This is a genomic window from Leisingera aquimarina DSM 24565, from assembly GCF_000473165.1.
In the GTDB taxonomy this organism is placed as follows: domain Bacteria; phylum Pseudomonadota; class Alphaproteobacteria; order Rhodobacterales; family Rhodobacteraceae; genus Leisingera; species Leisingera aquimarina.
Window position 1 is genome coordinate 2,200,023 of sequence record NZ_KI421504.1, and the last position, 19,817, is coordinate 2,219,839.

Below are 19,817 nucleotides of genomic sequence, written 5' to 3' on the forward strand. Positions count from 1 at the left end.
TCGCAAAACCGGAGAATGGCATGGGACTGAAGAAGGCAATGGGCATCCTGGTGTTCAGCACCCAGGCGGTGATCGGGTATGACTACTACATCCAGACCCGTGACGCGGGGTTGAATTGGGGCGATCTAAGCGCAACCGACTACAGCACCATCCTGCAGGACCGCTTTACCCGGGCCCGTGCCGCCAAGGAGGCAACCAGCCTTGCCGGGCTTGCTGCCGGGGACGGCCAGTCGATTTGGGGTGAGGCGGCCAGCTATGGCAAGAGCCTGCTCTCGGGCGGTGAACAGATTGCAGATGCGCAGAACAGCGAAGACGCGCCGCAGCCCGTCTGCATCCGCCGCGGCAATGTTGCGGACTGCTGACAGTGCCGAACCAGCCTGATCAAGGAACCGCAGGGGGCAGCCGCCCCTTATTTCTGTGCAGAAAAACGCCGTTTCCGGCAGGGCTGCCGCGAAATTCCTGTATGCTGTGGCGCGCAAGGTCGGTTTTGGATGTTTTTGCGTCGGCCTGATTTTGCGCGGATTTGCCTGCGCAGGCATAACCACTGCCAAGAATCTCACAAAGCTGGAGAGCCGGAGAATGAAAACCCAAGTCAAAGCACTTGTTGTTGGCGGCGGCGCCGTTGGCACCTCGATTGCCTATCACCTGGCCAAGGCCGGCTGGGACGACGTCATGCTGATCGAGCGTGACGAGCTGACCTCCGGCTCGACCTGGCACGCAGCCGGCCTGCTGCCGCTGTTCAATATGTCCTATGCGACCACCCACATCCACAAATACTCGGTCGATTTCTACAAGACCCTGGAAGAGGAAACCGGCCTGAACGCCGGCTTCGCCGTGGTGGGCAACCTGCGTATGGCGCAGACCCAGGAGCGCATGGACGAGTACATGCTGTACGCTTCCACCGCGGAAACCTGCGACGTGGACTATGAGTGGCTGACCCCGGATCAGATCAAGGAGCGCTGGCCGCTGATCGAAACCGGCGACCTGAAGGGTGCGATCTACCACACCGAAGACGGCTACATTAACCCGGCCGACGTGACCCAGGCGATGGCCAAGGGCGCCCGTCAGCGCGGCGTGGATATCGTCCGCAAGCTGCAGGCCGATGCCTTCCACTGGACCGGCACCCATTGGGAAGTCACCTGCACCAAGATGGTGGAAAAAGGCGGCAATCTGGTTGCCTCGGACGAGCAGGTGGTGATCACCGCAGAGCACGTTGTGACCGCATCGGGCAACCACGCGCAGCGCACCGCGAAAATGCTGGGCATCAAGATGCCGGCGATCCCGGTCGAGCACACCTTCATCGTCATGGACAAAGACCCCGAGTTGGTCAAATGGCGTGAAGCCGGCAACCCCGAGCACCCCGTTGTGCGCGACGCCGACAATGAATCCTATGCCCGCGAAGAGCGCGGCGGCTGGATCCTGGGCATCTACGAGCGCGGCGCACCGGCTCAGTTCGAGCACGGCGTGCCGGACAGCTTCCGCGCCGACCTGTTCCCGCTGGATCTGGACCGGATTGCCGAGCAGTACATGGCGATGGCAGAACGCGTTCCCTCCTGTGCGGAATCCGGCCTCAAGGACGACTTCAACGGCCCGATCTGCTACACCCCCGACGGCAACCCGCTGGTCGGCCCGGCACCGGGCCTGCGCAACATGTGGCTGGCGGAAGGCTTCTCCTTCGGCATCACCGCCGCGGGCGGCACCGGCTACTACCTGGCGCAGATGATGGTGGACGGCGAGGCCGAGATCGACATGGCGTCGCTCGACCCGAAACGCTACTCCTCCAACTGGATGACCACCGAGTTCGCGGCCCGCAAGAACGAAGAATGCTATGAGCACGTCTACATCCTGCACCACCCGGACGAAGAGCGCCCGGCGGCCCGCCCGCTGCGTACCGCGCCTGCTTTCGATCGCCAGAAGGCCCGCGGTGCACAGTTCGGCTGGGTCAACGGCTGGGAACGCCCGAACTACTTCGGCCCCGTCGATGCACCTGAGAACTTCGACCACGACGCCCGCTCCTTCCGCCGTGGCGGCTGGTGGCAGCATGCCGTGGATGAAGCCAAGGCGATCCGCGAAGGTGTTGGTCTGGTTGACGCAACCGCCTTCACCAAGCACATCGTCAAAGGCCCCGGCGCCACTCAGTTCCTCGACTGGTTCACCTGCAACAAACTGCCCAAGGTCGGCCGTATCAACCTGACCTATGCGCTGACCGTTGCCGGTACCACCCGCACCGAGTACACCATCGTCCGCCTCAAGGACGACGAGTACTACCTGGTGTCCGCGGGTGCCTGGACCGAATACGACGCCGACTTCCTGAAGAAGGCGATCGAGGACAAGGAAGCCGAGTTCGGCCGCATCGAAATGCAGGACGTGACCACCCAGTGGGGCGTGTTCGCCATCGCAGGTCCGAAATCGCGCGATGTTCTGAAAGAGATCATCAACGACGCCGATCCGGAAACCGCATTGTCCAACAAGCGCTTCCCCTGGCTGTCTGCCCGTCAGATCGAACTGGGCATGTGCCCGGTCAATGCGATCCGTGTGGCTTACACCGGTGAACTGGGCTGGGAACTGCACCACCCGATGGAAATGCAGAACTACCTCTTTGACCTGCTGGAAAAGGCTGGCGAGAAGCACGGCATGAAGCTGGTGGGTGCGCGCGCCCAGAACTGGCTGCGCCAGGAGAAATCCTATCGTGCGTTCGGCAACGAACTGGGCCGCGACGCAACCCCGCTGGAAGCCGACCTGCCGCGCTTCGTGGACCTGGAAAAGGACTTCCACGGCAAGGACAAATTGGTTGAGACCGGCGTCCGCGTGAAGTGCTGCACCCTGCTGATCGACGGTCCGTCGGACGCTGATCCCTGGGGCCACGAGGCACTTTATGCTGAAGATGGCACAACCCGCGTTGGCCGTCTGACCTCTGGCGGCTATTCGGTGGCCTTCGAGAAGTCGATCGGCATGGGCTATGTGAAGCCTGAGGTTGCAGTGGAAGGCACCAAGCTGAAGGTCAAGATCCAGGACAAGCTGTGGGATGCGGTCGTGACCTGCGACAGCCCCTACGATCCGAAGAACGAGACCATCCGCCAGAACGGGTGATTTCTGAGTTAGACAGGAAAAATGAAAAAGCCCCGGTTAATGTGCCGGGGCTTTTTTGCTGCAGAAAGGTGTTGCGTTCAGGGAGCGAGATTTTGTGCCGCGGCAACGGCGGCCTGGAAATCACCTTCGGGGTCATTGGTCAGCAGCGTCGGCTGAAAACAGATTTCCTGGATGTCGTTCACCCCGGCTTGGTTCAGCCAAAACTTCAGATAGGCCGACTGATGATCCACTCCGAACGCTGGCGAGGGCATCCCCGGACCATAGGCACCGCTGGTCAGGGCCAGCACCGCCTTTTTGTTTTCTAACAAGCCGAAATAGCCTGTTTCCGGTTCAAGCCCCCACAACAGGCCGGGTTGATGAATCAGGTCAATGTACTGCTTGAATTTGTACGGGATGCTGCCGTTCCACATCGGCACGGCAATCAGGTAAATGTCAGCGCTGATGAAACGCTGAGCCATGCTGGTAATCTCGTCCCAAGCAGTCAATTGGCGGCTGTCATGGTCCTGCCCCGTGATCACGTTCATCTTGGCGGCCACCTTGTCGCCGTCATAGTCCGGCAAAACCTCCGCCGAGAGGTTAAGGACGTCCACGTCGATCCCAGGTTTCACGGCTTGCAGTTTGGAAAGATAGGCGTCAGCGAGCGCCTTTGATTTCGAGTCAGCTCCACGTGGAGAAGCTTGAATAAACAACAGTTTGGTCACGTTCGGGGGCTCCTGTCTAATAGTATGAGTGTCGTTAACAGGGCCAATATGAGTATGTTTTGTCCGCGCAAAAATAGCTTGAATTGCAAAGCATTTGTGCGGATATTGCACAAATGAATGCAAGCGCAAGTGTCAATCTATTTGTTCATGTGGTCGAAGAGGGCAGCTTCTCGGCGGCGGCCCGTATTCTGGGGCTGGCGCCGTCATCCGTGGCCCGCCAGATACAGCAATTGGAAAACGAGCTTGGGGCACGGCTGTTTCAGCGCACGACCCGGAAGCAAAGCCTGTCCGAAGCGGGTGAGCTGTACTACCGGCATGCCAAACGCGCAGCTGAGGAGCTGGAAGCCGCCCGGACGGGCATCGCGCGCCTGACCGGCGCCCCGTCAGGTGTGCTGACGGTGACAGCCGAGCCGGATCTGGCCACAGAACTGATTTCGCCGGTGCTGCCAGAGTTCCTAAGCCAGCACCCTGACGTAAAGATCAGGCTGCTGTTCTCTTCGACCTTCGCAGACCTGGTGGAAGGCCGGATCGACCTGGCGATCCGCATGGGCCAGCTGAAGGACTCGAGCCTGGTTGCCCGCAAGATTTTCGACAGCCGTTCCCTGCTTTGCGCCAGCCCGGAGTACCTGAAACAGTTTGGCACGCCATCCCGCCCCGCCGAACTTTCAGCGCATCAGTGCCTGTCTTTCCGCACGTCTTCCGGCAAGCCCCTCTGGCGGTTTGAAACGCCAGAGGGGCCCAGTGATGTGACGGTATCCGGCCCGGTTCAGGCCAATGGTCTGGCTTTTCTTAAGAACATGGCGCTGAACGGGTGCGGAGTTATCATGATCCCGGACTGGGCAGTGCAGGCGCATCTGGACCGTGGTGAACTTGTCCCGTTGCTAACGGAATTTCCATCTATTCCTTTAGACACGCCTGTCAGTGCAGTCTATGCCGACAGGCGCCGCCTGGAGCCGAAAACGCGCGCGTTTGTGGATCATTTGCTGATGCATCTACCCCGGGCATTATCCGCATAACGGCGACGAAGGCGGCGGAAAATGCCCCGCTCCGGTATCCGCTCAAATCAATCCTCCGCCGTCTCTGCCAGTTCCATATGGCCCCAGCCGCGCGACAGAACCCGGCGCAGGATCGGCTCGAAGAACTCCAGCGGCTTGGTCGGATACTCCGGATCAAAGGCGCATTGGTCATACTTTTCACAGAAGTGCCGGCAGTCCTCCCAATGGGGACTGTCGCGGTATTTGTCGCGCGCGTTGCGGTCGCCGCCGAAATGATGGTTGTAATAGAAACCCTGGAACACGCAGTGATGTTTCAGAATCCAATAGGTTTTCTCGCTGACATAGGGTTTCATCATCGCCGCTGACAGCTCACCATGGTTGTAGGGCGACAGGATATCGCCGGTGTCATGCACCAGGGCGGCCACGATGATCTCGTCATCGGCGCCGTCTTCATAGGCGCGGGTCGCGGCCTGCAGCGAGTGCTGGTAGCGATTCACCGGGTAAGGGGTCCAGTCTTCGTCCAGCGAGCGGATCGCGTCCAGGATCCGCTCGGGAAGGGCGGCATTATAAGCTTCCTCATAGGCTTCGACAGCGGCCCAGTCTTCGGCGGTGGCGTCTTGGAAACTGTTCCAGGTTGGTTTGTGGCTTTTGTCCAGCATGGCGCGGGTCCTTTAGTTGATCTCAGGAAAAGATAGCGGCATCTGGATAAGCAGAAAAACGAATTGATTTGCTCAATCCGAGCAGAAATAGTGATCGCCATGCAGATCAACGCCTTTGAGACTTTTCTTGCCATCGAGGCCGCCGGCAGTTTTCACGGCGCGGCGCGGCGGCTGCACATCACCCAGACCGCGGTCAGTGCCCGGATCAAGGCTCTGGAGGAGGGGCTGGGCGCCAGCCTGTTCGAGCGCGGTCCGGGCGGCACCAGGCTGTCTGCGGCGGGGCGGCAGTTTCTGCCCTATGCCGAGCAGATGATGCGGACTTGGGAGTTTGTTTCGGGCGATTTGCGGGAAAGCCTGGCAGGACGGGTTTCGCTGCGGCTGGGGGCGCAGCTGTCGGTCTGGGATCCGCTGCTGGTGGATGTGGCCGTCTGGCTGGAACAGGCGCAAGGAACCGTGCCGTTCACGCTGAACTATGATCACGGGCTGAACATGGCTGAGGCGGTGGCGCGCAGGCTCTTGGATCTGGCAATTGTGAACGAGGTTCCCGCAGGCACAAGGCTGGGGGTGGAGGAACTGCCGCCGGAGGAGCTGGTTCTGGTGTCGGACCAGCGGTTGCGGCTGGGCCGCGACGCATTGCCGTTGTTCATCAATCTGGAGTTCGGCAGCGAATATGCGGCGCAGGTGCAGCAAGTGCTGCCGCAGCGCAGCCGCCAGCATATTGTGCTGGGTAACGCACCGATGGGCTTGCGCTATCTGATGAAGCGGGGCGGCATGGGGTATTTTCCTGCCTATATGGCGGCGGGGGCGCTGGCGGCCGGGCAAATCCACAGGGTCGAGGGCGCGCGGGACATCCAACTTAGCTGCAAGGTGCTGTACCTGCCAGACAACCCGGCGCTGGAGCAGATCCGCCAAGTTCTGCAGGGGCTGCGGGAGATGCGTGATCAAAATTCCGGCGCGGAATTTTCGCCGGAAAACACGTGTTTTCCGGGCTGAATTCCGGGCCGGAATTCAGCGTGTCAGCTGATCGAAACAGCTCATCGCCTTGGCCGCATACATCATTGCCGGTCCGCCGCCCATCTGGATCGACATCGCCAGCACATCGCCCACTTCCGCGCGGCTGGCGCCGGATTTGACCAGCGCCTCCACATGCAGGCCAATGCAATCCTCGCAACGCAGAGCCACCGCGATGCCAAGTACCACGAATTCCTTCTGCTTGAACTCCAGCACACCGCCCTGTTTCACAGCCTTGCCAAATGCGCCAAAAGCCTGGGCGGTGTCCGGGATTGCCCCGTTCAGATTGCGCAGGTTCTTGCGGGTTTCGCCAAGTTTTTCGTGCCAGTCCATTTGCCGGTCCCTCAGTTACACATTCCAATTACCGAAGGTGTATGGAGGGCAGGGGCGGGCAGCCTTGATCCAGATCAGAGGGGTGGTTTTTCCGCTATCAGCGCCAGATTGTTGGCGGGCATCTCGACCGCCTGCAGCAGCTCCAGCCCGGTGCCGTGCAGCCAGTCGATGGTGTCGAAATCGTCCTTGTAGCCGATCTGCGGGTCATGGGCGCGGAGTGCTGCATGGAAGTTCCGGTCGCCTTCGCTGGTCAGCTTGCCGCCGCGTGTGAAAGGGCCGTAGATCACGAAGCGGCCGCCGGGGGCGAGGGCGGCGGCGGCCTCGGCGATGAGGGTCTTCGTCTCCTCTTCGCTGATCAGATGCAGCAAATTTACCAGCACGATCAAATCCTGCCCCGGGTGTTCTGCACCCCAGCCAGGGGCGGTTGCATCCAGCAGCACGGGCGGGGCGATGTTCGCCAGGCCCGCTTCATCGGCATAGGCTTGAATGCTGGCAAGCCGGGCCGCCTCCGCTTCGCTGGGCTGCCACATCAGGCCGGGCAAGCGGACGGCGTAGGCCGCAACATGCTGGCCGGTGCCGCTGGCAAGTTCCAGTGCACGGCCTTGCGGAGGGGCAACCTCTGCCAAGAGATCGCACAGAACATCGCTGTTGCGGGCGGCGGCGGGGGCGAACAGTTTGCCACCCTCAGGCGCTGCGACCGAGGCTGATCCGGGGACAGAGCGCATTGGCATCAGCGCAGCCTTGCAGGCGAGAGAGCCGCCACTGCGGCGGCGTCGAGTGCAGGCGCGCGCCCGGCCGCCAGATCGGCAATCAGCTGCGAGGCGGCGGGCGCGGTCATGATGCCATAGCCGCCCTGGGCGGCGCACCAGATGAAATCCGGCTGCTCCGGGTCCGGCCCCAGCACCAGGGTGCCGTCGGCGACAAAGCTGCGCAGACCGGCAAAGTTGCTTTCGACCCGCGTCACCGGCTCAGTCACCATTTCCTCGTAGCGCGCCAGGCCCTCGGCCAGCACCATATCGTCGGCGTAGGCATCATGCGGGTCCATAGGGTCGGTATCGGCGGGGGAGACCAAGAGCTTGCCTGCATCGGGCTTGGCGTACCAGGTTTCACCGACGCCGAGGAGCATCGGCCAGCCGCTGACATCGTACCCGCCGGGAGCAGGCAGACGCGCCATCGAGCGGCGTTTGGGCTGGAGACCGATGGCAGCGATCCCGGCCAGTGCTGCAACCTGATCGGCCCAGGCGCCGGCTGCATTGACCAGCTGGCGGGCTTCATAGATTTCACTGCCCGCGGCGACCTGCCAGCCGCCGCTGATGCGGGTGATGGCGGTCACTGGCGCCTTGGTCACAGTCTGACCGCCGGCAGTGCGCAGTGCCTTGGCGAAATCCTGCAGCATCCGGTCGGTGTCGATATCCTCGGCGGCGCCGCTGATGGCGGCAAAGCCGACGGTCTCCGGGTTCAGGATCGGGACCATGGCGCGGGCCTCGTCCAACTCCAGCGTGGCCATGCCCAGCTCGTCCACATCGCGGGCAAAGCCGTCGGCATCATCCTTGGCGCCCACCAGCATCAGCCCGCGCGGCGACAAATAGCCGTTTTCGCGCAGGTAGGCGGCGCTGGCGCGGTTCAGAGTGACGGTCGGGCCGTGGCCGTAGTTTTCCTCAAACAGCGCGGCGGAGCGGCCGGAGGAATGGTAGCCAAGCGCGTCCTCCATCTCCAGCAGGGTAACGCTGCCGAGGTGTGCAAGCCGGGCAGCGGCGCTGGTGCCGGCCATGCCGCCGCCGATGACGATGAAATCCTGCATGGGTTTAATCCTGTTCTTCTAGCCGGTCGGTCGCGGGAGCGGGCCGCGGGCTGAGCGCTGCAATTGCTTGGTAAAGGTCCGCGTCCAGTTTGAAATCCAGCGCTGCCAGCGAGGGCTGCAGTTGCTGGACAGTGCGGGCGGAGATGATCGGCACAGGGCGGCTGGGATGCGCGGCGGCCCAGGCGACGGAGAGGGTGGCCGGGTCGGTGCCGCGTTCCGCCGCCAGTGCGGCCAGGGCTTGGGCTGTCTCATGCATGAAGGCCCGCCCGTAGCGGGTGCGATAGCCTTCGTCCTCGGTGATGCGGCCGCTGCCGCCGGCGGCGTATTTGCCGGTCAGCAGCCCGCCGCCCAGGGGCGAATAGGGGACGGCGGTGATACCCTGATCAGCGCACATCGGCAGGATTTCCACCTCGGCTTGGCGTTTCACCAGCGAATACATCGGCTGCAGGATGTCCACGGAAACGCCAGAGGCCAGGCCCGCCATCTGCGCTTTCATCACCTGCCATGCGGCAAAGTTCGACAGCGCCGCATAGCGGATCAGGCCCTGTTCCTTGAGCTTGGCAAAACAGTCCATGGTTTCGCTCAGGTCAGTCTCCGGGTCGAAGCGGTGCAGGTAGAGCACGTCCACCATATCGAGCCCCAGCCGGCGGCGGCTCTCGTCGAACTGCGCGCGGATGTTCGCTGCGCCGGCACCGCCGGTATAACCCGCCTTGGTGGCAATCAGCAGCTGGTCGCGCTCGGTGCGGATCAGGCGGCCCAAGATCTCTTCCGAGCGGCCTCCGGTATAGATCCAGGCGGTGTCAAAATGGGTGATGCCGGCCGCCCGGCAGGCGGCATACATCCGGGCTGATTGCGCCTCATCGGCGCGGCCGCCGAACTGCATGCAGCCAAAGGCAAAGCGGCTGGCAGGGGTGCCATCGGGCGAGGTCAGAGTCTTACATGCGATTTGGGTCATGGCGCTGAGCTTGGCACAGGGGGCGCGGCAGGGAAAGACGGATTGCAACCATCGTGCAGGCCAGGCCTGGATGCCATATTGCGGCCCGGTTCTCTTGTCATGATAGGCGCGGCAAAGCTACGGAGAGCAAACGTGAAACAGTTTCTGATGATCGGGGCGGCGGCGCTTCTGGCAGCCTGTGGGGGGCCGGAGAAGCCCGATTACTGGTCGGCAACGCGGGCAGGTTCCAGCGCACATGCGGGAGGGCAGACCGGGGTGCAGGCCGGGGCAAGCGGCACAGATTACCGGGCAGCAGCTGAGGCTGAGCTGGCCCCCCATGCAGCGATGCGCCCGGGCCTGCACAAGACCCGCACCGGCGCCCCATGGCTGGTGGCCCATTCAGCGCGTTTCCAGGCAGGCGGCGCACGGCTGGCGGCTCGCGAAGCCGCCGGGGCCGCGATTGCCTACAAGGCGTCTGAACGCAAGTCGCCCTATGCGGCAAAGACCCATCTGGGGGATGCACAGACCCGGTTCAGGATCGTTACCGTGGATGGCAGCAGCTTTGCGGTGCTTTTTGCCATCAGCATGCCTAAGGCCGGGCTGCAGGTCGGCGGCAGTGCCGCGCTGCAGGAGCTGACAGCCTATGTCGCGCAGATTTCAGGCTGCGCAGTGACCGGTGCGCCGTTGGCGGAACGCGACGGCGGACTTGTACGGCGGCTGGCGGCTCCGGTGCGCTGTTCCTGACCGGGGCCGGGGACACCGAATGAAAAAGGCCCGCCAATTGGCGGGCCTTTCCATTTTTGAGTGACGCGAAGCTTACTGCGGGATGTCGCCGTCCAGGCCTTCGACATAAAAGTTCATGCCCGCCAGGGTGCCGTCGTCTGCGGTCTCACCCTCTGCCAGCCAGTCCGAGCCGTCCTGCTTTTTGATCGGGCCCGTGAACGGGTGGTACGAGCCGTCCGCGATGGAGGCCTTGATCGCCAGCGCCGCTTCTTTCACGTCAGCCGGAACCGCGTCGGAAATCTCGCCGATGCCGACCATGCCGGCGCCGATGCCGTCCCAAGTGTCAACCGACTCCCAGTTGCCGTCGATCACTGCCTTGGTGCGGGCAATGTAGTAAGGCGCCCAGTCGTCGATGATCGAAGACACGCGGGGTTTCGGCCCGTATTCCGACATGTCCGATGCCTGACCGAAGGTGATCACGTTGCCTGCGGCCTGTGCGGCGGCCTGCGGCGCGGTGGAGTCGGTGTGCTGCAGGATCACGTCGGCGCCCTGTTCGATCAGCACCTTGGCGGCGTCCGCCTCTTTCGCAGGGTCGAACCAGGTGAAGGCCCAGACGATCTTGAACTCGACGTCGGGGTTCACTTTCTTGGCGTGGATATAGGCGGAGTTGATGCCGCGCACCACTTCCGGGATCGGGTAGGACCCGATGTAGCCGACGATGTTCGACTCGGTCATGTGGCCCGCGATGGTGCCCTGTACCGCGCGCCCCTCATAGAAGCGGGCGGAATAGGTCGAGACGTTGTCGGCGCGCTTGTAGCCGGTGGCGTGCTCGAATTTCACGTTCGGGAACTTCTTGGCGACGTTGATGGTCGGGTCCATGTAGCCGAAGGAGGTAGTGAAGATCAGATCAGCGCCCTCCAGCGCCATCTGGGTCATCACCCGCTCGGCGTCAGGGCCTTCGGCGACGTTCTCGACGTACACAGTTTCGACCTGATCGCCAAACTCGGCCTCAACTGCTTTGCGGCCCTGATCGTGCTCATAGGTCCAGCCGCCGTCGCCGACGGGGCCGACATAGACAAAGCCCACTTTGGTGGTGTCCGCCATCGCCGCGCCTGCGGCCAGGCCAAGCGCCATGGCGGCGCTGGTCAGAAGATTGGTCAGTTTCATCAATTTCTCCCCAGTTTGGATCTTTTGGCCCCGGGTCCGGGGCAGTGAAAAGCCCCCCTTAACGGGAGGCATGGAAGTTGCGGCCAAGCGAGGCGGGTGCGCTGCTTTTGTCCGCCGAAAGGATAACAAGCACAATGATTGTAATCAGATAGGGCGACATTGCCAGATACTCGACCGGAATGGCAACGCCTGCCGCCTGCAGATTGAGCTGCACCACGGTGACGCCGCCAAAGAGATAGGCGCCCAGCAGCGCGCGCCAGGGTTTCCAGCTGGCAAAAACCACCAGCGCAAGGGCAATCCAGCCGATGCCGGCGGTCATGCCTTCGGTCCACTGGGGCACCCGGATCAGACTGATATAGGCGCCGCCAAGGCCGGCGCAGGCGCCGCCGAACATGATCGCCATCAGGCGGATCTTCAGCACCTTGTATCCCAGTGCATGGGCAGCGTCGTGGTTTTCCCCCACCGCGCGCAGCACCAGGCCGAGGCGTGAATACTTCAGCACCCACCAGACGGCTGCGGTCAGCACGATGCCGAAATACAGGATAATGTCATGGCCGAACAGGATCGGCCCGACGACGGGCAGGTCGCTGAGCACCGGGATATGGATGTCGCCCATCTGCGGCGGTTTCACACCGACATAGGACTGCCCCAGCAGCGCCGACAGCCCCAGCCCAAACAGGGTCAGCGACAGGCCGGAGGCGACCTGATTGGCCTGGGCAAACTGGGTGAGGATGGCAAACAGAACCGACAGGGCGGCACCGGCAATGGCGGCGGCCACGAAGCCCAGGAGCGGCGAGCCGCTCTCCACTGCCACGGCAAATCCCGCGATGGCGCCGGTGATCATCATCCCCTCGACCCCAAGGTTCAGAACGCCGGATTTCTCCACCACCAGTTCGCCGATGGCGGCCAGCAGCAACGGCGTTGCCGCCACCATCAGCGAGGCGATGAGCAGGACCGGGTTGATTGCAGAAAGATCCATTATGCCACCTCCGGCTTGCCGATTGCGATGCGGAAATTGGTGAGCAGGTCGAAGGCTAGCAGGAAAAACAACAGCATCCCCTGAAAGACTTGGATCGCTGCGGCGGGCAGTTGCAGGTTCGACTGGGCAATGTCGCCGCCGATATAGGTCAGCGCCATCAGCCCGCCTGCGAGCAGGATACCCACCGGGTGCAACCGGCCCAGAAAGGCGACGATGATCGCGGTAAAGCCATAGCCCACGTTGAAGTCGATGCTGATTTGGCCCGAAGGCCCGGAGACCTCGAACATGCCGGCAAGCCCTGCCAGTGCGCCGGAGGTTCCAAGGCAGAACAGCACCAGCCGGGTCGGGTTCACGCCTGCGAACTTGGCCGCGCGCGGCGCCTCGCCGGTCAGGCGGATGTGGTAGCCGGTCATGTGCCGGTTCAGCAGAACATAGGCAAAGATCACCGCAATCAGCGCCGCCACCACGCCCCAGTGCATGCCGGTGCCGGCAATCAGTTCGGCATTATGGGCAGCGTCCCAGGATTGCAGGTTGCGCGAGCCGGGAAAACCGAAGCCCTCCGGGTTCTTCAGCAGCCCCAGCGAGACCGAGGCGAGGAATTGCTCGGCCACATAGACCAGCATCAGCGAGACCAGAATCTCATTGGTGCCAAAGCGGGTTTTCAGCACCGCCGGGATCATCGCCCAGAGCCAGCCGCCAAAGGCGCCTGCAATCACCATGATCGGGAAGATGTAGAAAGCCTCCAGCGGATAAAACGCCAAGCCGGCCCCGGCGCCAAAGATGGCACCCATGATGTACTGCCCCTCGGCGCCGATGTTCCAGATGCCGGCCCTGAAGCCCAGCGACAACCCGATGGCAATCAGCACCAGCGGCGCACCTTTCACCAGCAGCTGCGGGCGGTAGTAGAAAGAGAACTCGCCAAATAGCGGCTCCCAGAAAATGGTGCGGATCGCCTCCACCGGCGGTTTGCCAAGGGCTGCAAACAGCAACCCGCCAAACAGCATCGTCGCCAGCACCGCCACCAGCGGCGTCGCCATCGACCAGGCGCGCGACGGCTGCGGCCGTTTCTCTAGCCGGATCATAAAGCGGCTCCCTGTTTCATCTTTTCAAAAATACTCTCGCCCAGTGCCCGGCAGGCGGCTTTGCCACCGATCGGGGAGGTGAAATTTCTGCGGGCGGGATCAGACATGCGCCACCTCCATGCCGTGGGCACCGCCCATCATCAGGCCGATCTCATCCACCGTCAGGCCCGCGGCCTCGCGCGGGGCGCTCAGACGGCCTTCGTTCAGGGCGGCAAAGCTGTCGGAGATTTCCATCAACTCATCCAGATCCTGACTGATGCAGATCACCGCAGCCCCCTTGGCGGCGAGATCCAGCAGCGACTGGCGGATGGATGCGGCGGCGGCGGCGTCGACGCCCCAGGTCGGCTGGTTCACCACCAGAACGTCCGGATCCTGCAGCACCTCGCGGCCGATCACAAACTTCTGCAGATTGCCGCCCGACAGCGAGCGCGCGGCATTGCCCGGACCCGGCGTGCGCACGTCAAAGGCCTTGATGATGCGTTCGGCAAAATCCTTGGTCGCAGCCCAATCCAGAAACCCGTTCTTCTCCAGCCCCTCGCGCACCGATCCGGTGAGCATGGCATTCTCCGTCAGGCTCATATCCGGGGCGGCGGCGTGGCCCAGGCGTTCTTCGGGGGCGGCCAGCACGCCGAGCCTGCGCCGGGCGGTGGGGCCAAGGCGGCCGACGGGCTGCCCGTGCAGTTTCACCGCATCCGCGTCGGTCAGAACCTCGCCCGACAACACGCCCAGCAGTTCGTCCTGGCCGTTTCCGGCCACGCCGCCAATGCCAAGGATCTCGCCCTTCCTCACCGTCATATGCACGTTTTTCAGCGCGGTGCCAAAGGCCGACGGCGCCGGCACCGACAGGCCGGAAATATCCATCGCGACACCGCCAAACTCGCGGCTGCCGCGTTCCGGGGTCTGCAAGGTGCTGCCGACCATCATTTCCGCCATGTCGCGGGCCGAGGTCTCAGCCGGGGTGCATTCGCCCACATTCTTACCCAGCCGCAGAATTGTGGCATGGTCGCAAAGCGTGCGGATTTCTTCCAGCTTATGCGAGATATAGAGGATCGAGGTCCCCTCGGACTGCAGTTTCTGAAGTGTCTTGAACAGGATATCAACTTCCTGCGGGGTGAGGACCGAGGTCGGCTCGTCCATGATCAGGAGCTTCGGATCCTGCAGCAGGCAGCGGATGATCTCGACGCGCTGACGCTCGCCTGCGGACAGATCGCCGACGGTGCGGAATGGGTCCAGCGGCAATCCATAGGTTTCCGACACTTCGCGGATCCGGGCGGCGAGGTCGCGCAACTCCGGCGGGTTCTCCATCCCCAGCGCGATGTTCTCGGCCACGTTCAGCGCGTCAAACAGCGAAAAATGCTGGAACACCATGGCGATGCCGTCAGCACGGGCTGCGCGCGGTTCGGCCGGCTCAAATGGCTGGCCGCGCAACAGCATCTTGCCGCTGTCGGGCTTCACCAGCCCGTAGATCATCTTGACCAGCGTCGATTTCCCGGCGCCGTTTTCGCCGAGCAGGGCATGCACTTCGCCCTCGCCGATGTCAAAGGAGACGGAGTCATTGGCCACAACCCCGGGGTAGGCCTTGGTCAGGCCTTGAAGGCTCAACAGTGGTACGGTCACGCGCGCCGGTCCTTTCTCAGTTCTTCTTTTGCACTCAGCCGCAGCAGCTGGGCCGCGACGCCGACCGCAATCATCTGCGGGTGTTTTCCAAGTTGCGGATCGCCGATCGGGCAGGTGATCCGGGAGATCCGTTCCGGGCTGTGGCCCAGAGCCGCCAGTCGCGAGCTGAAGCGCGCCCATTTGGTGCGGGAGCCGATCAGCCCGGCAAAGGCAAAGCTGCGGCCCAACAGCGCGTGGCATAGCGCCAGATCCAGCGCATGGGAATAGGTCAGCACCAAATGCGCAGCGTTTTCAGGCGCATGCGGCACCAGAAGCGCAGGATCGGCGGCGGGAACAGCAGTGATTCCGGCGGGAATCTCAGCCGGGAACCGCTCTGCGGTGGTGTCCACCCAGGTGATCAGCAGATCCGGCAGCGGCGCTAGGACGTTCACCAGCGCCCGGCCGACATGGCCCGCGCCCCAGATCCAGACCGGCTTGCTAGGGTTATAGACCGGCTCAATCATCCAGCCGTCCACCAATTGCGGCCCCGGGGCCAGACCCTGGCTGCGGGCGGAGACGAGGATGCGTTTCACCGTCATGGGTATTGACGGGGGCACCGGCGCCGGGCTGGCGGGGCGGGCGATGACTTCGCTGTCCAGCGCGGCCAGATCAGCGGCCTCGTAAACTTCACTCAGCAACGTGACAGCGCCGCCGCAGCATTGGCCCAGATCCGGCCCCAGCGCATGGGTGCTGAACGTCTTGGAAACCGTTTGCATGCGGGCGGCCTCTGCGGCCTCAAACTCCAGCGTCCCGCCGCCGATGGTGCCGCTTTGCCCATCCCGCCAGATAAGCATCGCGGTGCCGGCCTCGCGCGGGGAGGAGCCGCGAATGGAAGCAATCACCACCCGCACAACGCGGCCATGTTCGGCAACCGCTGCGCGCAGGGCTGCAATGTCAAACCCCATCACGCACCCTCCGGATTGCGCGCCAGACTTCTTCAGCCGTCGCCGGGGCATTCAGCGCCGGATAGGCCTTGCCAAAGGCCGAGACCGCATCGCTGAGCGCCAGCCAGGCGGAAATGCCCAGCATGAATGGCGGCTCCCCCACAGCCTTGGAGCGGTAGATGCTGTCCTCGCGGTTCTGCCCGTCCCAAAGATTCACGTTAAACACATCGGGCCGGTCGGAGCAGGCGGGGATCTTGTAGGTGGAGGGCGCGTGGGTGCGCAGCCGGCCGGCGTCATCCCAGACCAGCTCCTCGGTCGTCAGCCAACCGGCGCCCTGCACATAGCCGCCCTCGATCTGGCCCAGGTCCAGCGCCGGGTTCAGCGAGGCGCCAGCGTCATGCAGGATATCGCAGCGCAGGATGCGGTTTTCGCCGGTTAGTGCATCGACGGCAACTTCGGTCACTGCGGTGCCATAGGCAAAGTAGTAGAACGGACGGCCCTGGCCCTTGATCCGGTCCCATTCAACCTTGGGTGTCTTGTAAAACCCGGTGGCCGACAAGCTGACCCGGCCCTGATAGCAGAGGGCGGCGGCCTGATCGAACGTCATCTCATCCTGGCCGATCCGCACCATGCCGTTCTCAAACACCACATCGCCGGTGCGGGCCTGATGCTGCTGCGCCAGATGCTCGGCCATGCGGTCGCGGAGAGTGTCGCATGCCGCCTTCACCGCCATGCCATTCAGGTCGGACCCGGAAGAGGCCGCAGTGGCCGAGGTATTGGGCACTTTGGCGGTGTCGGTTGCGGTGATCTTCACTTTCTCCAGCGGGATGCCAAAGCGGCTAGCAGCAACCTGCGCCACCTTCTGGAACAGGCCCTGGCCCATCTCGGTGCCCCCGTGGTTCAGATGCACCGAGCCGTCCTGGTAGACATGCACCAAGGCGCCTGCCTGATTTAGGTGGGTGAGGGTAAAGGAAATCCCGAATTTCACCGGCGAGAAGGCAATGCCGCGCTTCAGGTGGGGCTGGCCCTTGTTCCATTCCGCAATCGAGGCCTTCCGTCCCGCATAGTCTGAGGAACGCAGCAAGTCCGCCGTCATCCCATGCAGCTCAAAATCCGTGACCTCCATGCCATAAGGCGTGGTGTTGTCCTTCATCTTTTCGGAAGTACTCCGGGGGGCAGGGGGGGCAGAGCCCCCCTCCGCCGGTGCGGCATAGTAGTTCCGCTGCCGCAGCTCCGCCGGGTCCATCCCCAGGTCATGAGCGATATGGTCCATCACCCGCTCGATCCCCACCATGCCCTGCGGGCCGCCAAAGCCGCGGTAGGCGGTGGCGCTTTGCAGGTTGGTGCGCAGGCGGTGGCTTTCGATACGGATATTGGGGATCAGATAGGCATTGTCGGCGTGCAGCATGGCGCGGTCGGCGACCGGCAGCGACAGGTCCTGCGCCCAGCCGCAATCCGCCAAATGCAGGAACTCGACCCCTTGCAGCTGGCCGTCCTCATCGAACCCGGCGCGGTAGGAAATGCGGAAGGCGTGGCGCTTGCCGGTGATCACCATGTCATCGTCGCGGTCATAGCGCATCTTGCAGGGCTTGCCGGTCAGCCGCGCCGCCACGGCGCAGGCGACGGCCAGCGCGTTGCCCTGGCTTTCCTTGCCGCCAAAGCCGCCGCCCATGCGGCGGGTCTCGACGCGCACGGCATGCATTGGCAGGCCGATGGCATCGGCGACCTTGTGCTGGATTTCGGTCGGGTGCTGGGTGGAGGAGAAGACATGCATGCCGCCATCCTCCTGCGGCCAGGCCATGGCCGCCTGGCCTTCGAGGTAGAAATGCTCCTGCCCGCCGAGTTCGAAGCTGCCCTCGACGGTGCGGGCGGCGGCATCGATGGCGGCGGCGGCGTCGCCCTTCTGGTAAATGCGCGGACCTTCCTCGAACCGGCTGTCTGCAGCCAAGGCGGCGTCCAGGGTCAGCAGCGCGGGTTCTTCGGCATAGTCGACCTTGCCCTTGCGGGCGGCGATGCGGGCGTTGCGATGGCTGTCGGCTACCACCAGGAACACCGGCTGGCCGACGTAGTTGACGGTGCCCGCCGCAAGCAGCGGCTCGTCATGGATCGAAGGGGAGACATCGTTGGAGAACGGCAAGCCCCTGGCGGTCAGCACCGCCACGACGCCGGGGCTGTGCTGCGCGTCGTGCAAATGCATGCCGGTGATGTGGCCGCGGGCGATGGGGGAGAGGCCGAATGCCAGATGCAGCGTGCCGGAGGGCGAGGGGATGTCATCCACATAGCGGGCGGCGCCAGTCACATGCAGTTCGGCGGCGTCATGGGGGAGGGGTTTTGAAACGCTCATGGTTTCACCTCCAGCACCGAAACTGCCGCGCCGTTCATCTCAGCGAAATAGCGGGAGAGCATGTTGCGCGCGGTTTCCAGCCGGTATTCGGCTGAGGCACGCATGTCGCTCATCGGGGTGAAATCCTGATCAAAGGCAGCGGCGGCGGCCTGGATCGTGGCTTCACTCCAGGGCTGGCCTGTGAGGGCGGCCTCGACGTTTGCAGCGCGCTTGGGGATAGCTGCCATGCCGCCAAAGGCGATGCGGGCCGTGGTGATCCGGCCGTTCTCGACCGTCACGTTGAAGGCGCCGAGCACGGCGGAGATGTCCTGATCAAAACGCTTCGACAGCTTGTAGACCTTCAGCGTGTCGGGCTGGCGTGGGAAGCTGACCGCCTCGACAAATTCGCCAGAGCCCCGGTCCTGCTTGCCGTAGTCGAGGAAGAAATCCTTCAGCGGCAGCTCGCGGCGGTTGTCCCCTTTGCGCAGATGCAGAGTGGCATCCAGTGCGATCAGGGCGGGCGGGGTGTCGCCAATGGGGGAGCCGTTGGCGATATTGCCGCCGACAGTGGCGGCGGCGCGCACCTGCTGGGAGGCGAAGCGGCGCAGCATTTCGGCAAAGGACGGGTGCAGCGGCGCCATCGCGGTGCGCAGGGCGTTCATGTCGGCCATTGCATCTATGCGGACGGTGCTGTCTATCACCTCGATGTCCTTCAGATCGACGCAGCCGTCGAGGAAGATCATCTGCGGCAGGTGGCGCAGCTGCTTGGTAACCCAGAGGCCAACATCGGTGGCGCCTGCGATAAGTGTGGCATCAGGATGTTTTGCGTAAAGAGCGGCCAGTTCATCCGCCGATTGCGGCATCAGCGGCTGGGGGCCGGGGTCAACGGGCCGGTCGCGGATAATCCAATCCGGTACGGGGGCGTCCCTGGCTGCCTCCGCGGCGCGGATGATCGGGGCGTAGCCGGTACAGCGGCAAAGGTTGCCGGCCAGTTGGTCATCGTAATCCGTCGCACCGTTGGTGTGTGCGGTGACCATCGACATGATGAAACCGGGGGTGCAGAAGCCGCATTGGCTGCCGTGGTGATCGACCATGGCCTGCTGCGCGGGATGCAGGCTGCCGTCCGGGCCTGCGGCGCCCTCGACAGTACGGACGGATTTGCCGTTGAGCTGGGGCAGGAACAGAATACAGGCATTCAGTGCCTTCGATCCACGTGAATCGGTGACCATCACGGTGCAGGCCCCGCAATCGCCCTCGTTGCAGCCTTCTTTGGTGCCGGTGAAACCCTTAGCGTCGCGCAGCCAGTCCAGCAGCGTGGACGAAGGGTCTGCGTGTTCGATCAGAACGTCTTCACCATTCAGACGAAAGGCGAGTGCCATCTTCCCGAGACCCGCCGCGTTACCCTGTTGACCCGATGTGCCTCCCTTCGATGCGGCGTAGAAGGAGAGGCGGGCTGTGTGTTGCTTGCTGATACCAGCC

Annotated in this window: 18 protein-coding genes; 5 read left to right on the forward strand and 13 right to left on the reverse strand. The window is 63.4% G+C overall.

The features are described 5' to 3' along the window. Positions 1 to 20: 20 nt before the first annotated feature. Entirely contained in the window at positions 21 to 362 is a 342-nt protein-coding gene (locus AQUI_RS0114980) for a hypothetical protein (protein WP_027258226.1), read from the forward strand. 217 nt (positions 363 to 579) lie between these two features. Then, positions 580 to 3,090, forward strand: a complete 2,511-nt coding sequence (locus tag AQUI_RS0114985) for a GcvT family protein (protein WP_027258227.1) — start codon at positions 580 to 582, stop codon at positions 3,088 to 3,090. A gap of 77 nt (positions 3,091 to 3,167) precedes the next feature. On the opposite strand, the gene AQUI_RS0114990 is transcribed toward AQUI_RS0114985, so the two are convergent. Then, on the reverse strand, positions 3,168 to 3,791 hold the full coding sequence (locus AQUI_RS0114990) for an FMN-dependent NADH-azoreductase (RefSeq protein WP_027258228.1): 624 nt from the start codon (positions 3,789 to 3,791) through the stop codon (positions 3,168 to 3,170). A gap of 113 nt (positions 3,792 to 3,904) precedes the next feature. Between AQUI_RS0114990 and AQUI_RS0114995 the strand changes: the two genes are divergently transcribed. Continuing rightward, on the forward strand, positions 3,905 to 4,807 hold the full coding sequence (locus AQUI_RS0114995) for a LysR family transcriptional regulator (protein WP_027258229.1): 903 nt from the start codon (positions 3,905 to 3,907) through the stop codon (positions 4,805 to 4,807). Between the two features lie 47 nt (positions 4,808 to 4,854). On the opposite strand, the gene AQUI_RS0115000 is transcribed toward AQUI_RS0114995, so the two are convergent. Beyond that, entirely contained in the window at positions 4,855 to 5,445 is a 591-nt protein-coding gene (locus AQUI_RS0115000) for an HD domain-containing protein (RefSeq protein WP_027258230.1), read from the reverse strand. 99 nt (positions 5,446 to 5,544) lie between these two features. On the opposite strand from AQUI_RS0115000, the gene AQUI_RS28105 reads away from it, so the two are divergent. Further along, positions 5,545 to 6,438: a LysR family transcriptional regulator gene (locus tag AQUI_RS28105; protein WP_245596989.1), complete on the forward strand. Its 894-nt coding sequence runs from the start codon at positions 5,545 to 5,547 to the stop codon at positions 6,436 to 6,438. A 15-nt stretch (positions 6,439 to 6,453) separates the two neighbouring features. Here the strand turns inward: AQUI_RS28105 and AQUI_RS0115010 are convergent, their stop codons facing one another. From AQUI_RS0115010 to AQUI_RS0115025, 4 genes are all read right to left on the reverse strand, one after another. Beyond that, complete coding sequence (locus AQUI_RS0115010) at positions 6,454 to 6,789, reverse strand: carboxymuconolactone decarboxylase family protein (RefSeq protein WP_027258231.1); 336 nt, start codon at positions 6,787 to 6,789, stop codon at positions 6,454 to 6,456. A 74-nt stretch (positions 6,790 to 6,863) separates the two neighbouring features. Continuing rightward, on the reverse strand, positions 6,864 to 7,520 hold the full coding sequence (locus tag AQUI_RS0115015) for a DUF938 domain-containing protein (protein ID WP_027258232.1): 657 nt from the start codon (positions 7,518 to 7,520) through the stop codon (positions 6,864 to 6,866). Then, on the reverse strand, positions 7,520 to 8,590 hold the full coding sequence (locus AQUI_RS0115020; protein ID WP_027258233.1) for an NAD(P)/FAD-dependent oxidoreductase: 1,071 nt from the start codon (positions 8,588 to 8,590) through the stop codon (positions 7,520 to 7,522). The genes AQUI_RS0115015 and AQUI_RS0115020 overlap by 1 nt, the downstream gene beginning before the upstream one ends. A gap of 4 nt (positions 8,591 to 8,594) precedes the next feature. Then, entirely contained in the window at positions 8,595 to 9,545 is a 951-nt protein-coding gene (locus tag AQUI_RS0115025; RefSeq protein WP_027258234.1) for an aldo/keto reductase, read from the reverse strand. 132 nt (positions 9,546 to 9,677) lie between these two features. Between AQUI_RS0115025 and AQUI_RS0115030 the strand changes: the two genes are divergently transcribed. Continuing rightward, positions 9,678 to 10,268 carry a hypothetical protein gene (locus AQUI_RS0115030; protein ID WP_027258235.1) on the forward strand — a complete coding sequence of 197 codons (591 nt, stop codon included), beginning with the start codon at positions 9,678 to 9,680 and terminating at the stop codon, positions 10,266 to 10,268. Between the two features lie 72 nt (positions 10,269 to 10,340). Here AQUI_RS0115030 and AQUI_RS0115035 read toward each other — a convergent pair whose 3' ends face one another. The 7 genes from AQUI_RS0115035 to AQUI_RS0115065 form a co-directional block, all read right to left on the reverse strand. Next, entirely contained in the window at positions 10,341 to 11,414 is a 1,074-nt protein-coding gene (locus AQUI_RS0115035; RefSeq protein WP_027258236.1) for a BMP family ABC transporter substrate-binding protein, read from the reverse strand. 58 nt (positions 11,415 to 11,472) lie between these two features. After that, positions 11,473 to 12,393: an ABC transporter permease gene (locus tag AQUI_RS0115040; RefSeq protein ID WP_027258237.1), complete on the reverse strand. Its 921-nt coding sequence runs from the start codon at positions 12,391 to 12,393 to the stop codon at positions 11,473 to 11,475. Further along, the gene (locus tag AQUI_RS0115045) at positions 12,393 to 13,475 is read right to left on the reverse strand and encodes an ABC transporter permease (protein WP_027258238.1); all 1,083 of its coding nucleotides are present in this window, start codon (positions 13,473 to 13,475) and stop codon (positions 12,393 to 12,395) included. Before AQUI_RS0115045 ends, AQUI_RS0115040 begins: the two co-directional genes overlap by 1 nt. 99 nt (positions 13,476 to 13,574) lie before the next feature. Further along, a complete protein-coding gene (locus AQUI_RS0115050; RefSeq protein ID WP_027258239.1) occupies positions 13,575 to 15,092 on the reverse strand; it encodes an ABC transporter ATP-binding protein in 1,518 nt (505 codons plus the stop codon). Next, on the reverse strand, positions 15,089 to 16,036 hold the full coding sequence (xdhC, locus tag AQUI_RS0115055; protein WP_027258240.1) for a xanthine dehydrogenase accessory protein XdhC: 948 nt from the start codon (positions 16,034 to 16,036) through the stop codon (positions 15,089 to 15,091). The genes AQUI_RS0115050 and xdhC overlap by 4 nt, the downstream gene beginning before the upstream one ends. Further along, on the reverse strand, positions 16,026 to 18,359 hold the full coding sequence (gene xdhB / locus AQUI_RS0115060) for a xanthine dehydrogenase molybdopterin binding subunit (protein ID WP_027258241.1): 2,334 nt from the start codon (positions 18,357 to 18,359) through the stop codon (positions 16,026 to 16,028). The genes xdhC and xdhB overlap by 11 nt, the downstream gene beginning before the upstream one ends. Beyond that, complete coding sequence (locus tag AQUI_RS0115065) at positions 18,356 to 19,717, reverse strand: xanthine dehydrogenase small subunit (protein ID WP_027258242.1); 1,362 nt, start codon at positions 19,715 to 19,717, stop codon at positions 18,356 to 18,358. Before AQUI_RS0115065 ends, xdhB begins: the two co-directional genes overlap by 4 nt. Between the last annotated feature and the right edge of the window lie 100 nt (positions 19,718 to 19,817).